Origin of the sequence: Amycolatopsis vastitatis, from assembly GCF_002234595.1 — a bacterium.
GTDB classification, from domain to species: Bacteria; Actinomycetota; Actinomycetes; order Mycobacteriales; family Pseudonocardiaceae; genus Amycolatopsis; species Amycolatopsis vastitatis.
Map to the genome: position 1 here is coordinate 15,790 of NZ_NMUL01000040.1, position 24,744 is coordinate 40,533.

The 24,744-nt window shown below is 71.5% G+C and carries 25 protein-coding genes; 11 read left to right on the forward strand and 14 right to left on the reverse strand.

What is annotated here, in order from left to right; genetic code table 11:
• Positions 1-9 precede the first annotated feature (9 nt).
• A complete protein-coding gene (locus CF165_RS34225; protein ID WP_093951729.1) occupies positions 10-810 on the reverse strand; it encodes a hypothetical protein in 801 nt (266 codons plus the stop codon).
• Positions 810-2,267 (reverse strand): hypothetical protein, encoded by a 1,458-nt coding sequence (locus tag CF165_RS34230; protein WP_093951730.1) that lies wholly within the window; start codon positions 2,265-2,267, stop codon positions 810-812. The genes CF165_RS34225 and CF165_RS34230 overlap by 1 nt, the downstream gene beginning before the upstream one ends.
• Positions 2,268-2,353: 86 nt before the next feature.
• On the opposite strand from CF165_RS34230, the gene CF165_RS34235 reads away from it, so the two are divergent.
• The 3 genes from CF165_RS34235 to CF165_RS34245 all read left to right on the forward strand — a co-directional run bounded on the left by CF165_RS34235 (position 2,354) and on the right by CF165_RS34245 (position 6,413).
• Positions 2,354-2,791, forward strand: coding sequence for a PPOX class F420-dependent oxidoreductase (locus CF165_RS34235; protein ID WP_093951731.1), 438 nt, complete (start codon positions 2,354-2,356; stop codon positions 2,789-2,791).
• 38 nt (positions 2,792-2,829) lie between these two features.
• On the forward strand, positions 2,830-3,663 hold the full coding sequence (locus CF165_RS34240; protein ID WP_093951732.1) for a coproporphyrinogen III oxidase: 834 nt from the start codon (positions 2,830-2,832) through the stop codon (positions 3,661-3,663).
• Between the two features lie 185 nt (positions 3,664-3,848).
• The gene (locus tag CF165_RS34245) at positions 3,849-6,413 is read left to right on the forward strand and encodes a PQQ-dependent sugar dehydrogenase (RefSeq protein ID WP_093951733.1); all 2,565 of its coding nucleotides are present in this window, start codon (positions 3,849-3,851) and stop codon (positions 6,411-6,413) included.
• A 98-nt stretch (positions 6,414-6,511) separates the two neighbouring features.
• Here the strand turns inward: CF165_RS34245 and CF165_RS34250 are convergent, their stop codons facing one another.
• Complete coding sequence (locus CF165_RS34250) at positions 6,512-6,880, reverse strand: hypothetical protein (protein WP_093951734.1); 369 nt, start codon at positions 6,878-6,880, stop codon at positions 6,512-6,514.
• 252 nt (positions 6,881-7,132) lie between these two features.
• Positions 7,133-7,741, reverse strand: coding sequence for a TetR/AcrR family transcriptional regulator (locus CF165_RS34255; protein WP_240521924.1), 609 nt, complete (start codon positions 7,739-7,741; stop codon positions 7,133-7,135).
• Positions 7,742-7,811: 70 nt separating this feature from the next.
• Between CF165_RS34255 and CF165_RS34260 the strand changes: the two genes are divergently transcribed.
• Positions 7,812-8,672, forward strand: a complete 861-nt coding sequence (locus CF165_RS34260; RefSeq protein ID WP_093951736.1) for a sterol desaturase family protein — start codon at positions 7,812-7,814, stop codon at positions 8,670-8,672.
• A gap of 16 nt (positions 8,673-8,688) precedes the next feature.
• On the opposite strand, the gene CF165_RS34265 is transcribed toward CF165_RS34260, so the two are convergent.
• Positions 8,689-9,687, reverse strand: coding sequence for a glucosyl-3-phosphoglycerate synthase (locus tag CF165_RS34265; protein WP_093951737.1), 999 nt, complete (start codon positions 9,685-9,687; stop codon positions 8,689-8,691).
• Between the two features lie 178 nt (positions 9,688-9,865).
• Here CF165_RS34265 and CF165_RS34270 point away from each other — a divergent pair, with 178 nt between their 5' ends.
• Positions 9,866-10,732: a hypothetical protein gene (locus tag CF165_RS34270; protein WP_205661045.1), complete on the forward strand. Its 867-nt coding sequence runs from the start codon at positions 9,866-9,868 to the stop codon at positions 10,730-10,732.
• Complete coding sequence (locus CF165_RS34275) at positions 10,729-11,250, forward strand: hypothetical protein (RefSeq protein ID WP_240521925.1); 522 nt, start codon at positions 10,729-10,731, stop codon at positions 11,248-11,250. The genes CF165_RS34270 and CF165_RS34275 overlap by 4 nt, the downstream gene beginning before the upstream one ends.
• 4 nt (positions 11,251-11,254) lie before the next feature.
• Here CF165_RS34275 and whiA read toward each other — a convergent pair whose 3' ends face one another.
• Genes whiA through uvrC form a run of 4 tightly spaced genes read right to left on the reverse strand, consistent with a single transcriptional unit; the run spans position 11,255 to position 16,105 of the window.
• Entirely contained in the window at positions 11,255-12,247 is a 993-nt protein-coding gene (whiA, locus tag CF165_RS34280) for a DNA-binding protein WhiA (protein ID WP_093951738.1), read from the reverse strand.
• A complete protein-coding gene (locus CF165_RS34285) occupies positions 12,247-13,239 on the reverse strand; it encodes a gluconeogenesis factor YvcK family protein (RefSeq protein WP_093951739.1) in 993 nt (330 codons plus the stop codon). Before CF165_RS34285 ends, whiA begins: the two co-directional genes overlap by 1 nt.
• Position 13,240: 1 nt before the next feature.
• Positions 13,241-14,098: an RNase adapter RapZ gene (gene rapZ / locus CF165_RS34290; RefSeq protein ID WP_003101350.1), complete on the reverse strand. Its 858-nt coding sequence runs from the start codon at positions 14,096-14,098 to the stop codon at positions 13,241-13,243.
• Between the two features lie 42 nt (positions 14,099-14,140).
• Entirely contained in the window at positions 14,141-16,105 is a 1,965-nt protein-coding gene (uvrC, locus tag CF165_RS34295; protein ID WP_093951740.1) for an excinuclease ABC subunit UvrC, read from the reverse strand.
• Between the two features lie 165 nt (positions 16,106-16,270).
• On the opposite strand from uvrC, the gene CF165_RS34300 reads away from it, so the two are divergent.
• Both CF165_RS34300 and CF165_RS34305 read left to right on the forward strand, forming a co-directional pair.
• On the forward strand, positions 16,271-16,993 hold the full coding sequence (locus CF165_RS34300; RefSeq protein WP_093951741.1) for a S1 family peptidase: 723 nt from the start codon (positions 16,271-16,273) through the stop codon (positions 16,991-16,993).
• Positions 16,994-17,059: 66 nt separating this feature from the next.
• Complete coding sequence (locus CF165_RS34305; RefSeq protein ID WP_093951844.1) at positions 17,060-17,836, forward strand: exodeoxyribonuclease III; 777 nt, start codon at positions 17,060-17,062, stop codon at positions 17,834-17,836.
• Between the two features lie 6 nt (positions 17,837-17,842).
• On the opposite strand, the gene CF165_RS34310 is transcribed toward CF165_RS34305, so the two are convergent.
• The 5 genes from CF165_RS34310 to rpe all read right to left on the reverse strand — a co-directional run bounded on the left by CF165_RS34310 (position 17,843) and on the right by rpe (position 21,480).
• Entirely contained in the window at positions 17,843-18,286 is a 444-nt protein-coding gene (locus tag CF165_RS34310) for a PH domain-containing protein (protein ID WP_093951742.1), read from the reverse strand.
• Complete coding sequence (ribH, locus tag CF165_RS34315; protein ID WP_093951743.1) at positions 18,283-18,789, reverse strand: 6,7-dimethyl-8-ribityllumazine synthase; 507 nt, start codon at positions 18,787-18,789, stop codon at positions 18,283-18,285. The genes CF165_RS34310 and ribH overlap by 4 nt, the downstream gene beginning before the upstream one ends.
• Positions 18,786-20,114, reverse strand: a complete 1,329-nt coding sequence (locus CF165_RS34320) for a bifunctional 3,4-dihydroxy-2-butanone-4-phosphate synthase/GTP cyclohydrolase II (RefSeq protein ID WP_093951744.1) — start codon at positions 20,112-20,114, stop codon at positions 18,786-18,788. The genes ribH and CF165_RS34320 overlap by 4 nt, the downstream gene beginning before the upstream one ends.
• Positions 20,111-20,740 (reverse strand): riboflavin synthase, encoded by a 630-nt coding sequence (locus tag CF165_RS34325; RefSeq protein ID WP_093951745.1) that lies wholly within the window; start codon positions 20,738-20,740, stop codon positions 20,111-20,113. Before CF165_RS34325 ends, CF165_RS34320 begins: the two co-directional genes overlap by 4 nt.
• Positions 20,741-20,808: 68 nt before the next feature.
• Positions 20,809-21,480 (reverse strand): ribulose-phosphate 3-epimerase, encoded by a 672-nt coding sequence (rpe, locus tag CF165_RS34330; RefSeq protein ID WP_093951746.1) that lies wholly within the window; start codon positions 21,478-21,480, stop codon positions 20,809-20,811.
• A gap of 183 nt (positions 21,481-21,663) precedes the next feature.
• On the opposite strand from rpe, the gene CF165_RS34335 reads away from it, so the two are divergent.
• From CF165_RS34335 to CF165_RS34345, 3 genes are all read left to right on the forward strand, one after another.
• Positions 21,664-22,863 carry a sensor histidine kinase gene (locus CF165_RS34335; protein ID WP_093951747.1) on the forward strand — a complete coding sequence of 400 codons (1,200 nt, stop codon included), beginning with the start codon at positions 21,664-21,666 and terminating at the stop codon, positions 22,861-22,863.
• Complete coding sequence (locus CF165_RS34340) at positions 22,860-23,519, forward strand: response regulator transcription factor (protein WP_093951845.1); 660 nt, start codon at positions 22,860-22,862, stop codon at positions 23,517-23,519. The genes CF165_RS34335 and CF165_RS34340 overlap by 4 nt, the downstream gene beginning before the upstream one ends.
• Positions 23,520-23,627: 108 nt before the next feature.
• Positions 23,628-24,728, forward strand: a complete 1,101-nt coding sequence (locus CF165_RS34345) for a serine hydrolase domain-containing protein (protein ID WP_093951748.1) — start codon at positions 23,628-23,630, stop codon at positions 24,726-24,728.
• The last annotated feature ends 16 nt before the right edge of the window (positions 24,729-24,744 follow it).

A 24,744-nucleotide genomic window follows, 5' to 3' on the forward strand; every position in this document is an offset into this window, starting at 1 on the left:
GATTCCCCTCTACAGCGTGTCGGACGCCGCTGCGCGCAGCGTGCCCCCGGCGGTCGCGACGGCCACGACGTCGAGCGCGAGCAAGTCGTCGAAGGCGGCGTCGGCGGCGAGTTCGCGGACCTGGATCTGGTAGCGCGGCGTGGTCCGGTACGTGCCGCCCTGCTCGTCGCTCACCGGGACCAGGAAGCCCTGGTCGGCGAGGAACCGCAGGGCGCGGCTGACCATGCCGCGGGTGGTGTCGGCGGCGAGGCGGCCGTCCTTGGTCGCGGCGGCCGCGGGACGGCGGGCGTACGCGCGCCACGCTTGTTCCAGCTCGGGCGCGTCGGCCAGGGGGTCGTTGTTGGCCTCGGCCTGCGCGGCGCGTTCGTCGAGCATGCGGGCGGCTTCGCGGACCATCGCGTCGACCTGCTCGACGCTGACGCGGCCGATGTAGGTGTCGTTGGCGAGGTCGTCGGGCCGCGGGTAGCCGAGCGCGGCGGTGGCGAGGTGGATCAGGCCGTGCAGCACCTTCTCGGTCTCGCGGCGCTCGCGGATCTTGGCCTGGCGGGCGTAGGAGTCCATCTTGATCTCGAAGACGGACTCGTCGGTGGCCGCGAGCACGGCGCCGGCCTGCTGGTTGACCTCGAGGACCATGAGCCCGAGCCCGGCGGCGACGGCGTGGGTGAGGGCCTTGAACGCGTTGTCCTCGCCGTAGCGGCGGACGAGGTCGCCGTAGACGACGTCACGCGCGGGCAGCTGCTTCGGCCGCATGCCGAAGGCGACCAGCCGGGCCGCGGCCTCGGCGTCCACGCTGCTGTGGGACAGCGCCATTACGCGACCTCCTCGTTTTCCTCTTCGTCGGCCCGCTCTACGGCGGCGGTGGACAGGAGCAGGTCGGCGCCGCCGAAGTCCGGGTCGTCCAGGAGCGTGCCGTCGTCGACGGCCAGGAGGACCTGCCGGTCGCCCTGGCGGCGGGCCGCGCCGACCCCGGGACTGTAGGCGTGGACCGCGCGCAGCGCGACCAGGGCGGCGAGCCCGGGCTGGCGGCTGCGGCGCGCTTCTTCGAGGAGTCCGGACAGCCGTCGCGGCACCTCGGGCAGGTCGAGGAGTTCGTCGGCGGCGCGCCAGACGTCGTCGCCGAACTTGTCGGTGACCTCGGCGGGCATCAGCTCGGGTTCCGGGATCTCCCCGACCAGCTGGTCTCGTTCCGGCGCGGGCCGCAGCAGCAGCGAAACGAGCGACGAGAGGGACGGCACGACGGGCGCGGAGATGCCCGCGACGGCGTGGAAGAAGTGCTCGGCCGGGGCGACGGCGTCGGCCAGCGGCAGGCCCAGGGTGGGCACGAGGAGCTGGCCGAACAGGTCGATCGTGGCGCGCTGGGGCGGCCCCGAGAACTGCTGGCGGTCCTGTTCGGCGCGGAACACCGCGCCCGCGTCGGCCAGCCGGGACTGCAGGCGGGTGTGGCGGCGGATGCAGTCGCCGACGATGTCGACGAGCTCGGCGGCGCGGCGCTTGCGGTCGAGGTCTTCGGTCTCGTCGCGGGCGGTGGTGATGTTCTTGAGGATCGCGTTCTCGGCGCGGAACCGCGCTTCGATGTGGCTCAGCGCGCTGTCGAGGAGTTCCGGGACCTCGCGTTCCCAGTCGACCGAACGGACGTCGCGGCGGGTCGCGTCGAGCTTCGCGCGCAAGGTCTCGCCGTACTGGACGGTCCGGTAGCGGGCCTGCTCGGCGGCGAGCTTGGCGTCGGCGAGGCGACCGCGGTTGATCAGGTTCTCGAGCTTGACCTCGGCGGCGATCTGCGCGGACTCGACGTCGGTGTCGAGCGCGCCGACGAGCACGTTGATGGCCTCGTCGGTGGCACGCAGGTAGACCTCGCCGTCCGGGGCGGCCAGCTCGACGAGCAGCTTGAAGTCGAACTGACGGCGCTGGTAGCCACCCGGTCCCATGGAGCCGTAGACGCGCCGGAAGCCGCGGTCGGTCGTCCCGACGTTGATGAGGTTGTCGAGCACCCACTTGGCGACCCGGACGTGTTCCTCGGGCATCCGCGACGGCGCCTGCTGCGCGATGAACGGCAGCAGCCGGTCGATGACCTCGTCGTGGCCGGCGCCGGTGTCGAAGTCCATCGCGATGGTGACCTGGTCGATCGTGTGCAGCGCGATCTCGGCCATCTGGTAGATCGTGGCGTCGGCCCAGTCGAGCTTCGCCTTGCGCGCATCCAGGTCGTGCAGCGGCGCAGTGCAGGCCAGCGCCTTGAGGCGGCGGGTCAGCCCCTCGTCGGCCAGTCCCATGGCGGCCCTGTCGTCGTCTCGCACAGCAGGCCAGGCTAGTCGGCCACCCTCTGCGCACGCGCGGGTGACGGGCTAACGTCCCTCCTATGCGTGAGATGAGCCGTGAAGAGTGGTGGAAGTTCGCTTCGGAAGGTACGCGGACGGGCATGCTCGGCCTGGTCAGGGCCAACGGCGCCCCGATCGTGACGCCGGTGTGGTTCCTGCTGAACGAAGGCTCGGACGGTGACGAGCTGATCTTCACCACCGGCACCGAGACGCTCAAGGGCAAGGCCATCGCCCGCGACGGGCGCATCTCGCTCGCCGTCGACGACCAGAAGCCGCCGTTCTCCTACGTCCAGTTCACCGCCGAAGCACGGCTCACCCACGACTACGACGAGATGCTCGAGTGGGCGACGAAGCTGGGCGGCCGGTACATGGGTGCCGAGCAGGCCGAGGCGTACGGCAAGCGCAACGCCGTCCCCGAAGAATCCCTCGTCCGGGCGAAGATCACCAAGGTGATCGCGCGGGCCGACATCGCCGGCTGACCCCGGTTCGCTGGTAATCTGCCTCCGGGGGTGGGGGTATGCCTTCAGGGGACAGACGCGACGCCGTCAGGGCGATCGTCAGCGCGGGCCAGCGGGAGCTGGTGGCCGAGCTGGAACGCCTCGACGGCGGTGGCCGCTTCGGCCGGTCCGGTCGCACGCGGCTCCTCGAGAACGGTGACGTCTTCGAACGCGCCGTCGTCAGCGCGGCCTTTTCGGACGAGTTCTTCGCGGCCGGGCTGTCGGTGGTGCTCCACCCGCGCAACCCGTACGTCCCGGCGTTCCAAGCGCATTTCCGCTACCGCGAAGCCGCGGACGCGTGGTGGTTCGGCGGCAGCGTCGACCTCCTGCCGTGCTACGGCTTCGCTTCGGACGCGACGCACTTCCACCGCGTCCTGAAGAACCACTGCGACACGCTCGACCCGGCGTTCCACGCGCAGGCGAAACGGGCGTGCGACGACCGCTTCCGCCTCCCGCACCGCGACGAGGCCCGCGGCATCGGCGGCATCCTCTTCGACCACCTGAGCCTGCCCGGACCGGACGGCTGGCGCCGTTCGGCCGCGTTCACGGCGGCGGGCATCGCCGCGATCGCCCCGGCGTACTTCCCGATCGTGCGGCGGCGCAAGGACCTTGCGTACGGCGAGCGCGAGCGGCAGTGGCAGCTCTACCGCCGCGGCCGGTACGTCGAGTTCACGCTCGTCCACGACGCGGCGACCGCGGTGCAGGCCGACGCCGAAGCGATCCTCACGGCGCTGCCGCCGCTGGCGCGCTGGGAGTCCGAGTTCACGCCCGAGCCGGGCAGCGCCGAGGCGGAGCTGGCGTCCTTCCTCGTCCCGCGTGACTGGGCGGCCGAAACCCCGGTGACAGCAGGGTGACCCGCTGAGCGGGAAACCATTGACACGGTGCGTGACCCATCGTGTCGAGTATTGACAGGGCCCGCTCGGAGGGTGTGTGATCTGTTCCATAGATAGGAAAGTTTCCTAACTATTGCCGCCGGTGGTCCGCCGACCAGATCCGCCCCGGTCACCCCCTGTCCCCCGACCCACGCAGGAGGCTCCCAGTGGCACCCCGTCCACCGTGGCGCGCGGTACTGGCCGGTACCGCCGTCGCGGCGCTCGGCCTCACCGCACTCAGCCCGGTAAGCGCTTTCGCCGCGGACACCGACTACGAGTCCGAGGCCGCCACCATCTCCCAGGGCGCGGTCGAGTCGAACCACGCCGGCTACTCCGGCACCGGGTTCGTCAACTTCGACAACGTCGTCGGCAGCTACGTCGAATACTCCGTGAACGCCGCCCAGGCGGGCACGCACACGCTGACCTTCCGCTACGCCAACGGAACCGCCGACAACCGGCCGGTGAAGCTCACCGTCGACGGCGGCGACAAGGGCACCGTCGACTTCCCCGCCACCGGCGCGTGGACGACGTGGAAGACCGTCACCGCGACCGTGCAGCTGACCGCCGGCGTCAACAAGGTCCGCACCACCGCGACCACCGCCAACGGCGGCCCGAACGCCGACAAGCTCACCGACACCTTCACCGCGCCGGTCGACCCCGAACCGCCGACGCCGCCGACGAACCTCAAGGCGAGCAACATCCTGCCCACCGCGGCGACCTTCACCTGGACCGCCGCGACGGACAACGTAGGCGTCGTCCGCTACGAGATCAACCGCGGCGGGAACATCCTCAAGACCGTCGACGGGAACACCACCACGGCGACCGTCGACAACCTGACCCCGAACACCGCCTACGACATCTCGGTCGGCGCGTTCGACGCCGCGGGCAACCCGTCGCAGCAGAGCAACGTGGTCACCTTCACCACGCCGCCGAGCGACGACACCACCCCGCCCAGCGTGCCGGGCAACCTGCGCTCCACCGGCGTCACCGCGAACAGCGTCTCCCTGGCGTGGAACGCTTCCACCGACAACGGCGGCACCGTCGCCGGCTACGACGTCTACCAGGGCGCCACGAAGGTCGCGACCACGACGTCGCTCTCGACGACGGTCACCGACCTCAGCCCGAACACCTCCTACACCTTCACCGTGAAAGCCCGCGACCCCGACGGCAACACGTCCGCGGCGAGCAACGCGGTCACCGTCAAGACCAGCGCCTCGGGCGGAGCGGGCGGCATCCCGGAATACGACCGGGACATCGCGAAGGTCGACCTCGGCTGGGCGGTGGACTTCCTGCCGAACGGCAACGCGCTGGTGACCGAGCGGGACCGGTTCGAGATCCTGCTCGTGACGCCGTCCGGCCAGAAGACCACGCTGGGCAAGGTGCCGGGCGCGGTCGGCACCAACGGCGAAGGCGGCCTGCTCGGCCTCGCGATCTCGCCGAACTGGGCGAGTGACCACGCGATCTACCTCTACCACACCGCGTCCGGCGACAACCGGATCGTGAAGATGACCTACGACGGCACCACGCTGTCGTCGACGTCGACGCCGGTGCTGACCGGGATCGCGAAGAACCGCTACCACAACGGCGGCCGCCTCAAGTTCGGCCCGGACGGCAAGCTGTACGCCACCGTGGGCGACGCGAAGAACAGCGACAACGCGCAGAACAAGAGTTCCCTCAACGGGAAGATCCTGCGGCTCAACCCCGACGGCTCGGCCCCGAGCGACAACCCGTTCAACGCCACCGGCGGCAACGCCCGGTACGTCTGGAGCTACGGCCACCGCAACCCGCAGGGCCTGGCGTGGGACTCCCGCGGCCAGCTCTGGGCGGCGGAGTTCGGCGAGAGCAGCCAGGACGAGCTCAACCTGATCCAGAAGGGCGGCAACTACGGCTGGCCGAGCTGCGAAGGCACGCAGGGCAGCTGCAGCGGCTTCGTCGCCCCGAAGAAGACCTGGCCGACCTCGCAGGCGGGCCCGTCCGGGGTGGAGATCGTCAACGACTGGATCTACATCGCCGGCGTCACCGGTGAGCAGCTGTTCGCCACCCAGATCAACTCAGCCGGCACCGGCGTCGGCACGGTGTCGACCCTGTTCTCCGGCCGCTGGGGCCGCCTGCGCTCGGTCACGAAGACCCCGGACGGCGGGCTGTGGCTGACGTCGACGAACAACGACAAGAACGGCGGCACGCCGTCGGTGCTGGACAACGTGATCGTGCGCCTGAAGTTCCCCGGCGGTGCGCCGAGCGGCTTCAAGCTGACCAGCTCCGCCTTCGCCGACAACGCCACCATCCCGGACAAGTACACCTGCGCCGGCGACGGCACGGCGGGTCAGGACCCGTCCCCGCCGCTCGCGTGGGGCGCGTCCGAAGGCGCGAAGGGCTACGCGATCGTGTTCGCCGACGTCGCCAACGACGGCAACAAGCTGCACTGGGCGATCTGGGACGTCCCGGCGACCACTCGCTCGCTACCGGAGGGTCTCGGCGCGGGGTACACGGTGCCGAACCAGGGCGGCGCCAAGCAGAAGGCCATGGGCAGCGGGGCGAACGCGCAGAAGTTCTTCGGCCCCTGCCCAGGCGGTTCCAGCCATCCGTACACGTTCACGCTCTACGCCCTGAACACGGCCACGGTCCCGGGCCTGACGTCGTCCTCGACGATGGCCCAGATCGAAACGGCGATCAAGGGCGCCTCCACGGCCAACGTCAAGCTGCGCGGCAAGTCCAGCGCGTCGGCCGGTTAGAAGCCCGGCAGGGGGTGACCGGAGCGGCGCCGGTCACCCCCTGCCGCCCTCTTTCACGACACTGCCGCCCTCTTTTCGTGACACTGCCGCCCTGTCCGTCAGTTCGGCTCGGAAATCCGGCGCAGGTGGGCGTCGACGTCGAAGCCGTGTTCCTCGAGCCGGCGGCGGGCCAGCAGGAGCTCGTCGGGGGTGAACAGCTCGGCGTACTCCTCGCGGAGCATGACCGCCTCGGAGCTGCGGCCCAGCTGGTTCTTCTCCCAGAGCACGGTGAACCCGCCCGCGGTGCCCGCCCCGCGCAGGAGCAGGCGGGCCGCCTCGACGCCGCCGTGCTCGCGCACCATGCGTTCGAACTGGGCGGGGCGGTAGCCGTAATCCTTGGCCAGGACCCGGCAGCCGTCGAGCAGGTCCTCGGTGAACCGCGCGGCGAGCCGGGGATCGGCCGGGACGGATGCGGCTGGTTCGGGCATGGGACACCTCTCGACGGGACGGCTTCCCAGATTAATCGCGAAGAGGGCCGGTTTCGCTACGCCATTCGAGCAACGAATCTGCGACGAGCACTCTCCGTGTCGCCAGAAGCGGGCAAAAGCGGCGAACCGAAACTGTCGGTGTCCGCCGGCCCGCCGGCCGGCATGCGAACCGTGGTCCACGGCGACGTTCGCATCCACTATGGACAGATCTACGTCCACGACGAGCGCGGGGCGCCGTTCGACGACCAGGGCTTACCAGCCGAACAGGCCACCCATGATCCGGGCGCAGCGGGCCGTCATCGCGTCGGCGTCTTCGTCCGGGCGGTCGATCCACCAGCTGATCAGCGAGTCGACCACCCCGGTCCACACCTGCGCGACCGCCTCGATGTCCGCCGGGTCGGCCAGGCCGCGGGACGTCAGCAGCTGCGTGGCGCCGAGCACGGCGAACGCGTCGAGGCGGCGGCGGTAGTCCGCGGCCGCCGCGGCGATGTCACCCGCCGACGGCACCGTCGCGTCGCGCAGGAGGCGCCACGCGTAGCGGTCGTGGTCGAACGTCGTGAAGATCGCCGAAAGGACCTTCAGCGGCATCTGGTCGGGCTCGCCGCCGGCCGCCATGGTCGTCGCCACGCCCTCGGTGAGCCGGCCGCCCGCGCGGTGGAGGCAAGCCAGGTACAGCCCGTCCTTCGAGCCGAAGTACTGGTACAGCAACGGTTTGGTGACCCCGACCCGCCGCGCGATCTCGACCATGGACGCACCCGAGTACCCCGCCCGGCCGAACTCCTCGGTGCCGGCCACGACGAGCTGGGCCTCGCGCTCTTCGCGGGGCATCCCCTTGGTCCCGACCGCCCTTGACTCCGTCACGCGCGAGAGCCTACCGTGCGTAAAGTGACCCGAGGGTAAGTTACCGTATGGTCAGATCCGAGGAGGCGACGTGGCCGAGTTCCTGGCGCACCTGCGCGACCCCGTGCTGTTCGCGATTCCGGTGTTCGTGCTGTTCGTGGCGATCGAAGTCGTCGCGGTGCACGTGCTCGGCCACGACGACAACGTCGTCGGCTACAGCGTCGCCGACACCCGGACGAGCATGCTGATGGGCACGGTCGCGGTCGGGGTCAACGCGCTGTTCCGGCTGGTGATGCTGGTCGTGTTCGCGGCGCTGTTCGAGCTGGCGCCGGTGCGGTTCGACCCGCGCGACTGGTGGACGTGGGTGCTCATGCTGCTCGGCCAGGAGCTGGTGTTCTACGCCTACCACCGCGCCAGCCACCGCGTGCGGCTGCTGTGGGCCGGGCACCAGGTGCACCACTCCAGCGAGCACTACAACTTCTCGACGGCGCTGCGCCAGAAGTGGACCCCGTACTTCCAGCTGCCGTTCTGGTCGGTGCTGGCGCTTTGCGGGATCCCGCCGTGGATGATCCTGACCGGGCTGTCGATCGACCTGGTCTACCAGTTCTTCGTGCACACCGAGAAGGTCGGCAAGCTGCCGCGCTGGTTCGAGTACGTCTTCAACACCCCGTCCCACCACCGCGTCCACCACGGCAGCGACGCCGAGTACCTGGACGCCAACTACGGCGGCATCCTGATCGTCTGGGACCGCCTGTTCGGCAGCTTCGTCCCCGAAGGCAAGCGGCCGACGTACGGGCTGACGAAGAACATCGAGACGTACAACCTGCTCAAGGTCGGCTTCCACGAGTACGGCTCGATCCTGCGCGACCTCCGCGCGGCGCGCACCTGGCGGGAGCGCGCGGGCTACGTGTTCGGGCCGCCGGGCTGGCAGCCCGAACACGCGCTCACCTGACTGTGCTGCTTCCTGACTATGCGGTTTCCTGCAGGGCGTTCTCCGGCCGGATCGACGCCGGCAGGCTGTCCAGCGGCGGGCGCTGCGGAGACGTCAGGTCGGTCAGCACCAGTTCCCGCTCGACGCCGTCCGCCGACGCGCCGCGCTGGAACTGCGCCAGCATCGTGGCCGGCGGGATGGCCGTGACCAGCCGGTCGTAGCGCTCCAGGCGGTCGAACAGCGTCTGCATGATCTGCCCGGACATCCGGCCGAGCGCCTGCGTGCTCTGGTGCCGGTGCACGCGGTGGCCGAGGTCGACCTGGGCCAGCGCGTCGAGGCCGCGCAGCTCCACCAGGTCGATGAGGTGCCCGATCTCGACGCCGTAGTTCACGACGAACGGGATGCCCTCCAGCACCTCGCGCCGCCCCGCGTACTCGCCGGCGAGCGGCTGGACGAACCCGGACAGCTCCGGCCAGAACATGTTGAGCAGCGGCCGCGCGACGAGCTCGGTGACGCGGCCGCCGCCTTCGGGCTCGCTGCCCGCCGCGCCGTTGAGGGGGCGGTGGTAGAAGCCCTTGACGTAGGCCACGGACGGGTCGGTGAGCAGCGGGCCGAGCAGCCCGGTGACGTAGGTCGTGGTGAAGTCGTAGAGGTCACCGTCGACGAAGACGACGAGGTCGCCGGTCGTCGCCGCGACGCCCTTCCACAGGGCCTCACCCTTGCCCTGCAGGCCCGCGAGGGCGGGGAAGACGGCGTCCTGCGCGACGACGTCCGCCCCCGCGGCCGCGGCGACCTCCGCCGTGGCGTCGGTGGAGTGGCTGTCGACGACGAGGATCTCGTCGACCACCTTGCCCTTGAGCTCTTCGCGGATGGCGCTGACGATCGCGCCGACGGTGGCTTCCTCGTTCCGGGCCGGGATGACGACGGACACCGTGGTACCGCGCTTGGCCGCGACGAGATCGGCGATGGACCAGTCCCCCGCTTTACTGCTGCGGCGGGTGAGCCAGGTGCCGATCTCCGGCGAAACCTGCAGCATGCGTTTCCCCTTCCCTCGTTCGCCTCCGAGGTTCGAGGTCCCGCGTTTCGGCGGCCGGTCCCCGGCGCTACCGCGGTGTTACGAAATGGCGGGTCGCGTTAACGCGGCGGGCCGAAAATCGGCTGACCGGAAACGCCGCGCGCTCTAGGCTCGCGGCGAACCGAAGGGGGAACCGCGCGTGCTCGAAGCGATCCGGCCGTTCCGCTGGGACCTGGTGCGGCCCGACCAGCTCGGCTCCCTGCTCGACGGCCTCCCCGAGCCGGACCTGTGGTTCCTCGACGACCTGACCGACTGCGCCGCCAAGGTGCTCGCGCGCTCCGGCGACGGCGAGCTGTACTTCGTCGGCCGGTCCGCGGACTCCGTCTTCGACCTGCTCGGCGGTGCCTTGCCGGACCCGGGGCGGCTGCACCTGCTGCCCCTGTCCACCGCGTCGATGGACAGCTGGCTTCGCGGACGGCTCCACCCGGCCGAAGTGGCGCAGCTGCGGGCGAACCTGTCCGCGCACGGACTGAGCCCCGCCGCGCTCGCCCGGGGTGCCCGGCCGATCGTCTTCGCCGACGTCGTGTCGACGGGCGGCACCATGAAGCAGCTGCTGGACATCCTTCGCGACTGGGCAGGCGACGAACGAGCGGACTGGCCTGCCGTGCTCCGGCGGGTCCGGATCGTCGGGCTGACCCGGCGCAGGCGCACCAGCCCGAACACCTACCGGTGGCAGCAGCACGCCGGCTGGGTGCGCGACCTCGTCCCCGGCGCGATCCGCAACGTCTCCGTCGAGTCGGCCCTGTTCAGCTACCTGGCCGACTACCAGGTCAAGCTGACGCGGTCGTTCGGCCGGGACCTCTGGGCCGACGACGGAGTGCGCGACCCCGGCCGGGATGACAACACCCGCCGGGCGCTGGCCGAAGCGGTCGCGATCGTCGAAGCCGGGCGCACGCCGGCCGTCCGTGAACGGCTCGCCCGCACGATGAGCCGCGAACCCGCGATCGCCGAGCCGTGGCTGCGGGACCTCGTCAGGCGTCTTCGGGTAGCAAAGGGGGACACATGACAACTGCGAACGACGACAAGGACCGGCGGTTCCGCCTGGACGTTCTCGTCACGCTCGTCCAGGAGGAGCTGGTGGCAGCCGGGCTGCCGGTGGTGCCCGGCGACAACCCGGTCGGCGTGGCCGGCGCCGAAGTGCAGGTCGACGTGCCGGACCTGCGCGGCGTGACGGTCGACTGGCAGGAACACACCGTCTTCTGGGACGCCAGCCAAGAGGCGTGGGCCGAGGACCCGCTCCAGGAAGGGGCTGAGTGCGCGGCGTTCGGGAAGCTGGCGGCCGCGATCGGCGAGGCGATGGCCGAGGCGATGCGGAAGATCCTCACCGCCGCCGGCCTCGAGGTCACCGGCAGCGGCAACGACTACGCACCCGACCAGCTGCTGGTCACCCGCCGCCTGGCCCCGTCACCCTGGCAAGCGCGTCGCGACGCCAAGTTCGAGCGGCAGCAGGAAGTGATGCGGGCCGCCTGGCAGGCGAAGCACGAAGCCGAATGCCCGAACCACGGCCCCGACGGCGACCGCTGACTCCTCAGGCGTCTTCCTCTTCGAGCATCTCCGGCGTGACCGCGGACTCGGTGTCCGGGATGTTCAGGTCCTTGGCCCGCTTGTCCGCCATCGCCAGCAGGCGGCGGATCCGCCCGGCCACCGCGTCCTTCGTCATCTGCGGGTCCGACAGCTGGCCCAGCTCCTCCAGCGACGCCTGCCGGTTCGACAGCCGCAGCTTGCCCGCCGCCAGGAGGTGGTCCGGGGCCGTGTCGCCGAGGATATCCAGTGCCCGCTCCACCCGGGCCGCCGCCGCCACCGCCGCGCGGGCCGAGCGGCGCAGGTTCGCGTCGTCGAAGTTGGCCAGGCGGTTCGCCGTCGCGCGGACTTCGCGGCGCATGCGGCGTTCCTCCCACTGCAGGACGCTCGCGTGCGCGCCCAGGCGCGTCAGCAGCGCGCCGATCGCGTCGCCGTCGCGCACCACCACGCGGTCGGCGCCGCGGACCTCGCGCGACTTCGCCTGGATGCCCATCCGGCGGGCCGCGCCGACGAGCGCCAGCGCCGCCTCCGGGCCCGGGCAGGTCACCTCGAGCGACGACGAACGGCCCGGTTCGGTCAGCGACCCGTGCGCGAGGAACGCGCCCCGCCACGCCGCTTCCGCGTCGGCCACGCCGCCGGAGACCACGGCCGCGGGCAGCCCGCGCACCGGGCGGCCGCGCTGGTCGATCAGCCCGGTCTGCCGGGCCAGGCCCTCACCGTCCTTCACCACGCGCACGACGTACCGGGTGCCCTTGCGCAGCCCGCCGCTGGCCGTGATGACGTGGACGTCCGAATGGTGGCCGTACAGCTCGTGGATCTCCTTGCGAAGCCGTCGCGCGACGGAACCCGTGTCCAGCTCCGCCTCCACGACCACCCGGCCGGCCACGATGTGCAGGCCGCCGGCGAAGCGAAGCAGCGACGCGACCTCCGCCCGGCGCGGCCCGATCTTCGTGATCTCCAGCCGGCTCAGTTCGTCCTTCACCGAAGCGGTCATCGCCATTACTGCCCCTCCCTGCCTTTCGCTCCTCCCCCGTGCTCCCCGCCCCTGCCGAGACCGAGAGCCTCCCGCATCGTCCGCGCGAGCGCATCAGGATCATGCCGTCCCGCCACTTCCGGGTCGGCCACCGCCCCCAGGTGCGCCCGGCCGCCGAGCCGTTCCGCCGCGCGCCGGAGATTCGCCGGGTCGGGCACGGAATCGCGGTCCGCGATCACCGCGTCGACCTTCAGATCGGGCGCGTGCTCGAAGAGTACGTCGAGATGCCGCTCCGGGGAGAATCCCGCGGTTTCCCCCGGCTGGGGGACAAGGTTGAGCACGAGCGCCTTCGTCGCGGTCGTCCGGACGAGCGCGTCACGCAGCCCCGGCACGAGCAGGTGCGGGAGAACACTGGTGAACCACGAGCCCGGGCCGAGGAACACGACGTCGGCGTTCAGCACCGCTTCCACCGCTTCGTCGCACGCCAGTGGCGGCCGCCCGGACCGGCCCGGCGAGCGCAGGCTGACCCGCCGCACCTGCCCCGGTGTCGTGGCCACCGCGACCTGGCCGCGGATCGTGCGCAGCGCCGACGGGTCCTCGCTGTCGAGGCCGCTGACCTCGCCCTCGATGTCCAGCGGCTCCGGCGACATCGGCAGCACCCGGCCCGAGACGCCCATCAGCCGGCAGGCCTCGTCGAGCGCGGCGACCGGGTCGCCGAGGACCTCGAACAGCCCGGCCAGCAGCAGGTTCCCCACCGCGTGGCCGGCCAGCGCGCCGTCGCCGCCGAAGCGGTGCTGGAAGACTTCGGCCCACAGCGTGCCGCCGTCCTCCGCCGCGAAGGCCGCGAAGGCCTGCCGGAGGTCGCCCGGCGGCAGGAGCCCGAGTTCTCGCCGCAGCCTGCCGGACGATCCGCCGTCGTCGGCCACGGTGACGATCGCGGTGACGTCGGGGGTCACCCGCCGCACCGCGGACAACGTGGCGTGCAGCCCGTGGCCGCCCCCGAGGGCGACCGCGCGCACGTTATTCACGACCAAGGTCGCGGTGCACCACCTTCACGGCCATACCGTCCTCTTTGGACAGACGCTGGGCGAGCTCGACGGACAGCGCCACGCTGCGGTGCTTGCCGCCGGTGCAGCCGACGGCGAGCGTCAGGTACCGCTTGCCCTCGCGCTTGTAGCCGGCGCCGATCAGCCGCAGCAGCTGGTGGTAGCGGTCCAGGAACTCCTCGGCGCCCTCCTGCGAGAGGACGTAGTTGCGGACCTCGCCGTCGAGGCCCGTGTGTTCGCGCAGCTCCGGGATCCAGAACGGGTTCGGCAGGAACCGGACGTCCATCACCAGGTCGGCGTCCATCGGCAGGCCGTACTTGTAGCCGAAGGACAGCACGGTGACCCGGGTCTGGGTGCTCGCCTCGGAGCCGAACGCGTCCTCGATCTTGGCGCGCAGGTCGTGCACCGACAGCGACGACGTGTCGAGCACCAGGTCGGCTTCTTCGCGCAGCGGCTCCAGCAGCGTCCGCTCGGCCGTGATGCCGTCGGCGAGCCGGCCGTCGCCCTGCATCGGGTGACCGCGGCGGACGGCTTCGAAGCGCCGCACCAGCACCGCGTCGGTCGCTTCGAGGAACAACACGCGCGGCTTGTAACCGCGGGCGTCGAGGTCCTTGATGACCGAGGCCAGGTCGTCGGTGAACGCGCGCGAGCGCACGTCCATCACCACCGCCACCTTGGTGATCGCGCCGCGTGCCTGCGCGCCCAGCTCGACCATGGTGGCGATCAGCTCGGGGGGCAGGTTGTCGACGACGAACCAGCCCAGGTCCTCCAGGCACTTGGCCGCCGTGCTGCGGCCCGCCCCCGACAACCCGGACACGACCGCGACCTCCATGCCGGAGCCGCGGATCTCCTCTTGCGCACTCACTGTGTTTCCCTACTCCCCTGCTCCTGTGCCGTTGCTCGCGCCGGACTCCCCGGCCAGCGCGGCGACCACGGCCTCCGCGGTGCGCCTGCCGAAGCCGGGCACCGCCTCGATCTCTTCGACCCTGGCCTGCTTGAGCTTCTTCACCGAGCCGAAGTGCTTGATCAGCGCGGTGCGGCGAGCCTGCCCCAGCCCTGGCACACTGTCCAATTCGGACGTCACCAGGCGCTTGGAGCGCTTCTCGCGGTGGTAGGCGATGGCGAAGCGGTGGGCCTCGTCACGCAGCCGCTGCAGCAGGTACAGCCCCTCCGACGTCCGGGGCAGGATCACCGGATCGGGGTCCGCGGGCAGCCAGACCTCTTCGAGCCGCTTGGCCAGCCCGACCACCGAGATGTCGGTGATGCCGAGCTCGGCCAGCACGTCCGCGGCCGCGGTGGCCTGCGGGCCCGCACCGTCGACGACCAGCAGGTTCGGCGGGTAGGCGAACTTCTTCGGCCGCCCGGTCTCCGGGTCGAGGCCCGGCTTGGACGACTCCTCGGCGCCTTCGGCGGTTTCCTTGAGGTAGCGGTGGAACCGGCGCCGGACGACCTCGGCGATCGAGGCGACGTCACCCTCCGTGGCCGCCTCCCGCAGCGCGAAGCGCCGGTACTCGGACTTGCGCGCGAGCCCGTCTTCGAAGACGACCAGCGACGCGACGACGTCGCTGCCCTGGATGTGGCTGATGTCGATGCACTCGATGCGCAGCGGCGCGGAGTCGAGGCCCAGGAACTCCTGCAGCTCGGTCAGCGCCGCCGAGCGCGCCGTCAAGTCACCCGCGCGGCGCAGCTTGTGCTGGGTGAACGCCTCCCCCGCGTTGCGCTGCACGGTCTCGGCGAGGGCCTTCTTGTCGCCGCGCTGCGGCACCCGCAGCTGGACCCGCGACCCGCGCAGCCCGGTCAGCCACTCCGCGACCGCGGCGGCGTCGGCCGGCAGCTCCGGCACGAGGACCTCGCGCGGGACGACCGGCCCGGCGTCGACGTCGTCGCGCGCGTCCAGCTCGGCCTCGTCGCCGTAGAACTGGGTGAGGAAGTGGTCGACCAGCGCCGGGACGTCCATCTCCTCGGCCTTGTCGATGACCCAGCCGCGCTGGCCGCGGACCCGGCCGCCGCGCACGTGGAAGACCTGGACGGCGGCTTCCAGGTCGTCGTGGGCGAACGCGACGACGTCGGCGTCCGTGCCGTCGCCGAGCACCACGGCCTGCTTCTCCATCGCGCGGCGCAGCGCGCCGAGATCGTCGCGCAGCCGGGCCGCGCGCTCGAACTCCAGCTCCTCCGACGCGGCGGCCATCTCGGCTTCGAGGCGCTTGATCATGACGTCGGTCTTGCCGGCCAGGAAGTCGCAGAAGTCCTCGACGATGTCCCGGTGTTCGTCCGCCGAGACCCGGCCCACGCACGGTGCCGAGCACTTGTCGATGTAGCCCAGCAGGCAGGGCCGGCCGATCTGGCCGTGCCGCCGGAACACCCCGGCCGAGCAGGTGCGGGCCGGGAAGACCCGCAGCAGCAGATCGAGCGTCTCGCGGATGGCCCACGCGTGGGCGTACGGGCCGAAGTACCGGACGCCCTTCTTGCGCGCGCCGCGGTAGACGTGCAGGCGGGGGAACTCCTCGGTCAGCGTCACCGCGAGCATCGGGTAGCTCTTGTCGTCGCGGTAGCGGACGTTGAACCGCGGGTCGAACTCCTTGATCCAGTTGTACTCGAGCTGGAGTGCCTCGACCTCGGTGCCGACGACGGTCCACTCGACGCTCGCCGCGGTCGTCACCATCTGGCGGGTGCGCGGGTGCAGGCCGGAGAGGTCGGCGAAGTAGGAGTTCAGCCTGCTGCGGAGGCTTTTGGCCTTGCCGACGTAGATGACCCGCTTGGTCGCGTCACGGAATTTGTACACGCCAGGGGCATCCGGGATGCTCCCCGGCGAGGGACGGTAGGTGGTCGGGTCAGCCACGTTGTCAAGACTATGGGGCGGCACCGACAGTTCTCGCACACCCCCGGGCGCCCCGCCGGAAGTAGGGTGTTCGTCCGTTTACGACCTTCGTCGGTGTCCGCACCTGTGACGCGGTGGTTACTTTCCGACCGGCCGCTCCGGTCCCCGTCCGAAAGGATCACCGCCGTGACCTCTCTCCGTCTCCTCGGCGCCGCTTCCGCCGCCGCTGTCGCGCTGACCCTCGCCGGTGGCGCGGTCGCCTCCGCGGGCGTCCAGCCGAACATCGTCGGCGGCACCACCGCGCCGACGGTCTCCTGGGGTGCCCAGGTGTACGTGAACACGCCCGGGCGCGACTACCAGGGCTTCAACTGCTCGGGCACGGTCATCGCCTCGCGCTGGGTCATGACGGCGGTGCACTGCCTCGACCAGGACGGCTCGGGCATGTCCGTCCGGGTCGGCAGCAACACGCTGCTGTCGGGCACGAAGATCGCCGTCGACGGCGAGTACGAGTCCCCCAACGGCGACATCGCGCTGCTGCACCTGGCGGCGGCGACCAGCACCGCGCCGATCTCGCTGGGCAGCTCGGACCCGGCGACCGGCAGCACCAACCAGCTCTACGGCTGGGGCCGCACGACCCCGACCGGGCCGCCGGCGACGTCGCTGAAGACGGCGAACGTCCAGGTGACCGGCCGCTCCACGGACGCCTACGGCGGCCGCGCGATCCAGAGCGTCGGCATCAACGGCTCGGCGTGGAAGGGCGACTCGGGCGGCCCCGAGGTCGCGAACGGGGTCCAGGTCGGCGTCGCGTCGACGGTCCAGAACCAGAGCGGGTCGAACACGCGCGGCACGAACAACTACGCGAGCGTGGCGGCGAGCCGGTCCTGGATCCGGACGACCGCGGGCGTGTGATCTTCGCCGGGGCGGCGCTTCGGCGCCGCCCCGGTTTTGTCGGTGGCGTGTGGGATGCTCGCGGGCATGCGGATCGCCACCTGGAACGTGAACTCCATCGTCCCTCGCCTGCCCCGCGTGCTGGGGTTCCTGGAGGAGACGGCGCCGGACGTGCTGTGCCTGCAGGAACTGAAGACCACGACGGAGAAGTTCCCGCTGGCCGAGGTCGAGGCGCTCGGGTACGAGGTGGCGGCGTACGGGCTGGGGCGCTGGAACGGCGTCGGGATCGTGTCGCGGGTGGGGTTGTCCGACGTGGTGCGCGGGCTGCCGGGCGAGCCGTCGTTCGAAGGTGCCGCGGAGGCGCGCGCCGTGGGCGCCACCTGTGGCGGTGTGCGGGTGTGGTCGGTGTACGTGCCCAACGGGCGTGAGCCGGACAACCCGCACTACGCGTACAAACTGGAGTGGCTGGAAGCCCTGCGGTCCCTGGTGGCTTCGGAGGTTTCCGACGGGCCGTTCGCGGTGCTGGGCGACTTCAACGTGGCGCCGACGGACGAGGACGTCTGGGACATCGCGTTGTTCGCGGAGTCGACGCACGTGACGAAGCCGGAGCGCGACGCCCTGGCCCGGCTGAGGGACCTCGGGTTGTCGGATGTGTTCCCGCGTCCGCTGAAGTACGACCACCCGTTCACGTACTGGGACTACCGCGCCGGGAACTTCCCGAACAACAAGGGCATGCGGATCGACCTGGTGTACGGGAACAAGGCGTTCACCGGTGCGGTGACGGATTCCTATGTGGACCGCAACGCTCGCAAGGGCAAGGGGCCGTCGGACCACGCGCCGATCGTGGTGGACCTGGACCTCTGACGTCTGTCAGCCGCCCGTGGCGGCGCGGTGCAGCTTCCGCAATGCGCGCACCGCTTCCACCGCCCGGTCCCGGTCCACCGCCTGGATCGCCATCACCGCGTGGTACTCGTCGTCCGGCAGCTCCAGCCGTGCCCACGACGCGCCGTCCGGGAAGCTCACCGACAGCACTTCGTTCCACGCGAACCGCCGGGTGATCAGCACGTTCCGGACCTCGATGCCCTCGGCGTCGGCCCGCACGCGCGCGATCGAGAACAGCATCACCCCGCACGCCAGCAGGATCCCGATGCCGACCATCGCCGCCTGGTCGGAACGCTGGAAACGCACTCCCGTGTCGCCGTTGCGCAGCAGCACCGCCACGACCACGAACACCGCCAGCAGCGCCACCGCCAGCACGCCGCACATGATCATCGCCCGCCGCGGGCGGATCACCAGGAGAGTCTTCACGCTCACACGAAACCCCGCTCGGTCCACGGCTGGCGCAGGCTCCGCAGCACGTGCGCGGAGTCCAGGGCCGCCACGGTCGCCTCGTAGCCCTTGTCTTCCTTCGAGCCCGGGCGGCCCGACCGGTCGACGGCCTGCTCGTGTGTGTCGCAGGTGAGGACGCCGTTGCCGACCGGGGTGCTCTCGTCGAGCGCCACCCGCGTCAAGCCCGCCGTCACCGCGTCGCACACGTACTCGAAGTGCGGGGTGCCGCCGCGGATGACCACGCCGAGCGCGACCACCGCGTCGTGGTTGCGGGCCAGCGCCTGCGCCACCACCGGCAGCTCGACCGCGCCCGCGACGTGGACGACCGTCGGCTCCTCCTCGAGCTCGGCCTCCTTCGCCGCGACCAGCGCCCGCTCCAGCAGGACGTCGGTGATGTCCGCGTTCCAGCGGGTGGCGACGATGCCGAGCTTCAGCGCCTTGCAGTCGGAGAGGTCCAGCTTGACGTCCGGACGGCCTTCGCCGCTCACAGCGCTCCTCCGTCGGGGTGCTCGGGGCCGGCGCCGACCTGGTCGTAGTGCTCCAGCTGGGCCAGGTCGTGGCCCATCCGGTCACGCTTGGTCCGCAGGTAGCGCAGGTTTTCCGGGTTCGGGGAGATCGGCAGCGGGACGCGGCCGGTGACGCGCAGGCCGTAGCCCTCGAGGCCGATCCGCTTGGCCGGGTTGTTCGACAGCAGCCGCATGGTGCGGACGCCGAGGTCGCACAAGATCTGCGCGCCGGTGCCGTAGTCGCGGGCGTCGGCCGGGACGCCGAGCGCGAGGTTGGCGTCCACCGTGTCGGCGCCGTCGTCCTGCAGCTGGTAGGCCTGCAGCTTGTGCAGCAGGCCGATCCCGCGGCCCTCGTGGCCGCGGATGTAGAGCACGACGCCGCGGCCCTCGGCGGCCACCGCTTCCAGCGCGGCCTCCAGCTGCGGGCCGCAGTCGCAGCGCAGCGAGCCGAAGACGTCGCCGGTCAGGCACTCGGAGTGCACCCGCACGAGGATGTCCTGGCCGTCGCCGATCTCGCCGTAGACGAACGCGACGTGCTCGATGCCGTCCAGGAGGGAGTCGTAGCCGACCGCGCGGAACGTGCCCGCGGCCAGCGGGATGCGCGCCTCGGCGACGCGCTCGACCTGCTTCTCGGTGCGGCGGCGGTAGGCGATGAGGTCGGCGATGGTGATGATCGCGAGGTCGTGGTCGGCGGCGAACACCTCGAGCTCGTCGCGGCGCGCCATGTCGCCTTCGTCCTTCTGGGACACGATTTCGCAGAGCACGCCCGCCGGCGCGAGCCCGGCCATCCGGGCCAGGTCGACCGACGCCTCGGTGTGCCCGGGGCGCCGGAGCACGCCGCCTTCCTTCGCGCGCAGCGGCACGACGTGGCCGGGACGGCGGAAGTCCTTCGCGGTGGACGAAGGATCGGCCAGCAGCCGGATCGTGTGCGCGCGGTCCGCCGCGGAGATGCCGGTGCTGATGCCCTCGGCGGCGTCGACCGTGACGCTGTACGCGGTGCCCCGCGCGTCCTGGTTCGTGTGGTACATCGGCGGCAGGTCGAGGCGGTCGGCCTCGGCTTCGGTCAGCGCCACGCAGACGTACCCCGAGGTGTAGCGGACCATGAAGGCCAGCAGCTCGGGCGTCGCCTTCTCGGCGGCGAAGATGAGGTCACCCTCGTTCTCGCGGTCCTCGTCGTCGACCACGACGACCGGGCGGCCCGCCGCGATGTCCGAGATCGCCCGCTCGATCGCGTCGGCGTCGAACACCGCCCCGGCGCCGCACGGCGTCCAGCCCGCTTCGGGCTCTGCCGCACTCGTCTCACTCATGACCGCTCCTCCGTGCCGCCGTCCCGATTGTGCACCTGGTCGCGGATATGTGCCTCGGCCAGCTTTTCCACGTACTTCGCGACCACGTCGACCTCGAGGTTGACCAGGTCGCCGGGCTCGCGGCGGCCGAGGGTGGTCACTTCCAGGGTGGTCGGGATGAGGGCCACCGCGAACTGCTCGCCGGTGATCGCCGCGACCGTCAGCGAGACACCGTCGACCGCGATCGAGCCCTTCTCGACGACGTACCGGGACAGGTGCGACGGCAGCGCGAACGTCGTGACGCCGTTCTCGTCGCGGCCGAGGAACACGCCGGTCCCGTCGACGTGTCCCTGCATGATGTGCCCGCCGAGCCGGCCGCCGGCCGGGGTGGCGCGTTCGAGGTTGACCCGGTCACCGACCGCGACCTTGGCCAGGCTGGACCGCTGCAGCGTCTCGTTGACGACGTCGACGGTGAACTCGCCGCCCGCCACCTCGACGACCGTGAGGCAGACGCCGCTGACCGCGATCGAGTCGCCGTGCCCGGCGTCGCCGGTGACCAGCGGGCCGCGGACCCGTAGCCGGGCCGCGTTCGTCAGCTGCTCGACCGCGGTGACTTCGCCGATCTCCTCGACTATGCCGGTGAACACGTGCGCTGCCTCCTTGAGAGCCGGTCCTTCCATCCAACACCCGCGGCGGCCCGGTGCCGCCGCCGGTGTCAGCCGGCCCGGCCGCGGGCCGCCTGCTCGCGCAGCGCGGCGACCGCCTTGCCCGGGTCCGCGGCGCCGTAGACAGCGGATCCGGCGACGAAGCAGTCGACACCCGCCTCGGCGGCCTGCTCGATGGTCTCGCTGTTGATGCCACCGTCGATCTCGACGACGAGCTTGAGGTGCCCGGTGTCGACCAGCCGCCGCGCGGTGCGGACCTTCTCCAGGACGTCCACGATGAACGACTGCCCGCCGAAGCCCGGCTCGACCGACATCACGAGCAGCGTGTCGTAGTGCTTGAGCACGTCGAGCCACGGCTCGAGCGCGGTGCCCGGCTTGAGCGACAGGCCGGCCTTCGCGCCCGCGGCGCGCAGGTTCTTCGCCAGCGCGACCGGGTCTTTCGCCGCCTCGGCGTGCACGGTGACGTTGTAGGCGCCAGCCTCGGCGTAACCGATCGCCCAGCGGTCCGGGTCGTCGATCATCAGGTGGCAGTCGATCGGCACGTCGGTGCTCTTGAGCAGCGCCTGGACGACGGGCAGGCCGAGGGTCAGGTTGGGCACGAAGTGCGCGTCCATGACGTCGACGTGGACCCAGTCGGCGCGGGTCTCCGAACCGGCGGCCACGGCGGCGATCTCCTCGCCGAGCCGGGCGAAGTCCGCCGCGAGGATGCTGGGTGCGATCAAAGGTCGGTCTGCCACGTCCCGAGTGTAGGAGGACGCCGCTAACGCTCGCTAACCGGTGACATCCGAGGCTTCGCCTCGGGCCGGGGGCTTCGCCACCCGGACCCCCGAAAAGCGTGGTTGTGACCAGGATCTGGCTCCGGAGAGGGAGGTCACGGGCGGGCGAGCGGCCCTACGCTCGGCGGCATGTCCGGTTTCCTCCAGTCCTTGCCGCGGATCGGCAGCTACCGCAGCCTCCCGTACGCCGTCTCGAGCCTCGCGATCACGGTGCCGGTGGCTCCCTTCGCCTTCGCCGTGGCGGTGGCGTTTCCCGCCGATTCCCGGATCCGCGCCGTCATCGCCCTGCTCGCCTTGGCGGTGCTGATGGGTCTGCTGGGGCTGCTGGGACCGGTGCGGCGCCTCAGCATCGGCCTGGCGAACGCGTTGCTCGGCACCGGCCTGCCCGCTCCGGCCCGGCGCCCGGACGCCGGCTCGCGGCTGCGCTCGGGCCTGTGGCTCGCGCTGCACACGGCGGCGAGCGGCGTCCTGCTCACCGGGCTGGCCTTCCTCGGGATCATGCTGTTCGTGCCGCTGGCCTGGCCGACCGGCGGCCAGGCACGCATCACGTTCTTCCGGAACGACGTCCCGCTGGGCGTGTGGACGATCCCGTTCGGCCTCGCGATGGTCTTCCTGGCGCTCGTGCTCGCCGCGGCCGCCACCATCGGTTTCCGGGTCGGCGCCACGACGCTGCTGGGGCCGTCCGCGGCCGAGCTCTCGGCGGCCGCCGAGCAGCGCGCGGCCGTCCTCGCCCAGCGCAACCGCCTGGCCCGCGAGCTGCACGACTCCATCGGGCACACGCTCACGACGTCGACGATCCAGGCGGCGGCCGCGGCCGAGCTGGTCGAGGCGGACCCGGCCCAGGTCCGGCGGGCGCTCGGCACGATCGAAGAAGCGTCCCGCAGTGCGCTCGAAGACCTCGACCACGTACTGGGCCTGCTTCGCGAGGAGCCGGCGGCGAAGGAGCCGACGCGCACACTGGCCGAGGTGGACGTCCTCGCCGTGCGGGCCCGCGAAGCCGGGCTCGACGTCCGCCTGACGGTCACCGGCCCGGTCGCCGCCCTGCCCGCCGCGGTGTCGCGCGAGGGCTACCGGATCGTCCAGGAAGGCCTGACCAACGCGCTGCGCCACGCCGGCCCCGGCGAGGTGGACGTGCGGGTCGAGGCCGGGCCGGACCGGCTGGCCATCGCCGTCGTCAACGCGCTGCCCGGCGAGCGGCCGCGGACCGGGCGGCACGGGCTGGCCGGGCTCGCCGAGCGCGTCGAAGCCCTGCGCGGCGAGCTCGACGCCGGCCCGGACGACGGCCGGTGGCGGCTGAGCGCGACCATCCCGCTGCGGGCGGGCGCATGACCCCGACCGTGCTGCTCGCCGACGACGAGCCGCTGGTCCGCACCGGGCTGCGGGCCCTGCTGGAGCAGCAGGGCCTCCCGGTGGTCGGCGAGGCGGCCGACGGCGGCGAGGTGCTGCCCGAGGTGCGGCGGACCCGGCCGGACGTCGTGCTGATGGACGTCCGGATGCCCGGCACTGACGGCATCGAAGCCACCCGGCAGGTGCTCGCGGCGCTGGCGGAACCGCCGAAGATCCTGGTCGTCACGACGTTCGACAACGACGACTACGTGCACGAAGCGCTGCTGGCGGGCGCGAGCGGGTTCCTGCTGAAGCGGGCGCGCAAGGAAGAGATCGCGCACGCCGTGCGGACCGTCGCCGCCGGGGAGTCGCTGCTGTTCCCAGAGGCGATCAGGCGCCTGGTCAGCGGACGTCTCCCGGGCGGGACGCACACGCGCGCGGCGAAGACGCTCACCCGCCGCGAAGCCGAGGTGCTCCGGCTGATCGCCACCGGACTGTCCAATCAGGACATCGCGGCGGCGCTGGTGATCAGCCTCGAAACGGTGAAGACCCACGTGGGCAACATCTTCGCGAAGCTCGGCGCCGGCAACCGCAGCCAGGCGGTGGTCATCGCGTACGAAGCCGGGGTGGTCCGGCCGGGACACTTGACCGAACCCTGAAGCGCTTCGTGGTGGGGTAAACCTCAGTGAATATCGGTGGTCTCCCCCATGTCCCCCGGCGTCCCGGCTCCCTACCGTGGAAGGACCGAGACACCAGGGGGTTCTTTCATGCGGAAGTCACTGTCCGGCAGACGGATCGTCGCCGCCGGCACGCTCGTCGCGCTCCTCGCGGCGACGACCGCGGCACCGGCGCTCGCCGCCGTCGACCCGGTACAGCACAGCCTCGACGTGCTCACCACGCAGCAGGGCGTCCCGGGCGCCGAAGCCGTCGTCCAGGACGGCACGCGAACGCGGGTCGTGCGCAGCGGCGCCGGCGACGTCGCCACCGGAAAACCGTTCCCGCGCAACGGCTCCTTCCGCGCGGGCAGCGTCACGAAGTCGTTCGTCGCCACGGTCGTGCTGCAGTTCGTCGCGGAAGGCCGGGTGAAGCTGGACGCGCCGGTCGAGCGGTACCTGCCGGGCCTGCTCCCGGACCGGCGGATCACCGTGCGGCAGCTGCTCCAGCACACGAGCGGGCTCTACAACTACACGGACGACTTGAACCGGACCGACCCGGACGCCCTGCGGCACCGCGGAGCCGAACCGGCGGAGCTGGTGGCGATGGCGCTGAAGCACCCGGCGCTGTTCCCGCCGGGCACGAGCTGGTCGTACTCCAACACGAACTACATCGTGGCGGGGATGATCGCCGAAAAGGTGACCGGCCACGCGCTGTCCGACGAAATCGCCCGCCGGATCACCCGGCCGCTGGGCCTGCGCGACACGTACCTGCCACGCCGTGGGGACGAGAAACTGCCCGCTCCCCACGCCGTCGGCTATACGCCGATCGGCGGCAAGCTGGTGGACTTCAGCGACTTCGACGCGACGATCGCGGGGGCGGCGGGCGGCCTGGTCAGCACCCCCGCCGACCTCGACCGGTTCTACGGCGCCCTCCTCGGCGGACGGCTGCTGCCCCCGGCCCAGCTGGCCGAGATGCGGCACACGGTGCCGGCCGATCTCGGCGTCCCCGGCGCACGCTACGGCCTGGGCCTGGGCAGCATCCCGTTGTCGTGCGGCGAGTTCTGGGGCCACGAAGGCGGGATCCCCGGCTTCACGAACCTCGCGGGGGTCGGCCCGCAGGGCCGGCGCAGCACCGTCGTGGCCAACCTGAACCCGGCGCCGGACGGCTCGGCGCACCTGCTCGCCGTCACCGAGGCGGCGGTGTGCTCCTAGGCCCGGAAACTGTCGG

Coding starts and splice junctions, on each gene's coding strand:
- CF165_RS34225 (WP_093951729.1), bottom strand. CDS start 810: ATGGCGCTGTCCCACAGCAGCGTGGACGCCGAGGCCGCGGCCCGGCTG.
- CF165_RS34230 (WP_093951730.1), bottom strand. CDS start 2,267: ATGGGACTGGCCGACGAGGGGCTGACCCGCCGCCTCAAGGCGCTGGCC.
- CF165_RS34235 (WP_093951731.1), top strand. CDS start 2,354: ATGCGTGAGATGAGCCGTGAAGAGTGGTGGAAGTTCGCTTCGGAAGGT.
- CF165_RS34240 (WP_093951732.1), top strand. CDS start 2,830: ATGCCTTCAGGGGACAGACGCGACGCCGTCAGGGCGATCGTCAGCGCG.
- CF165_RS34250 (WP_093951734.1), bottom strand. CDS start 6,880: ATGCCCGAACCAGCCGCATCCGTCCCGGCCGATCCCCGGCTCGCCGCG.
- CF165_RS34265 (WP_093951737.1), bottom strand. CDS start 9,687: ATGCTGCAGGTTTCGCCGGAGATCGGCACCTGGCTCACCCGCCGCAGC.
- CF165_RS34275 (WP_240521925.1), top strand. CDS start 10,729: ATGACAACTGCGAACGACGACAAGGACCGGCGGTTCCGCCTGGACGTT.
- whiA (WP_093951738.1), bottom strand. CDS start 12,247: ATGGCGATGACCGCTTCGGTGAAGGACGAACTGAGCCGGCTGGAGATC.
- rapZ (WP_003101350.1), bottom strand. CDS start 14,098: ATGGAGGTCGCGGTCGTGTCCGGGTTGTCGGGGGCGGGCCGCAGCACG.
- CF165_RS34305 (WP_093951844.1), top strand. CDS start 17,060: ATGCGGATCGCCACCTGGAACGTGAACTCCATCGTCCCTCGCCTGCCC.
- CF165_RS34320 (WP_093951744.1), bottom strand. CDS start 20,114: ATGAGTGAGACGAGTGCGGCAGAGCCCGAAGCGGGCTGGACGCCGTGC.
- CF165_RS34335 (WP_093951747.1), top strand. CDS start 21,664: ATGTCCGGTTTCCTCCAGTCCTTGCCGCGGATCGGCAGCTACCGCAGC.
- CF165_RS34340 (WP_093951845.1), top strand. CDS start 22,860: ATGACCCCGACCGTGCTGCTCGCCGACGACGAGCCGCTGGTCCGCACC.
- CF165_RS34345 (WP_093951748.1), top strand. CDS start 23,628: ATGCGGAAGTCACTGTCCGGCAGACGGATCGTCGCCGCCGGCACGCTC.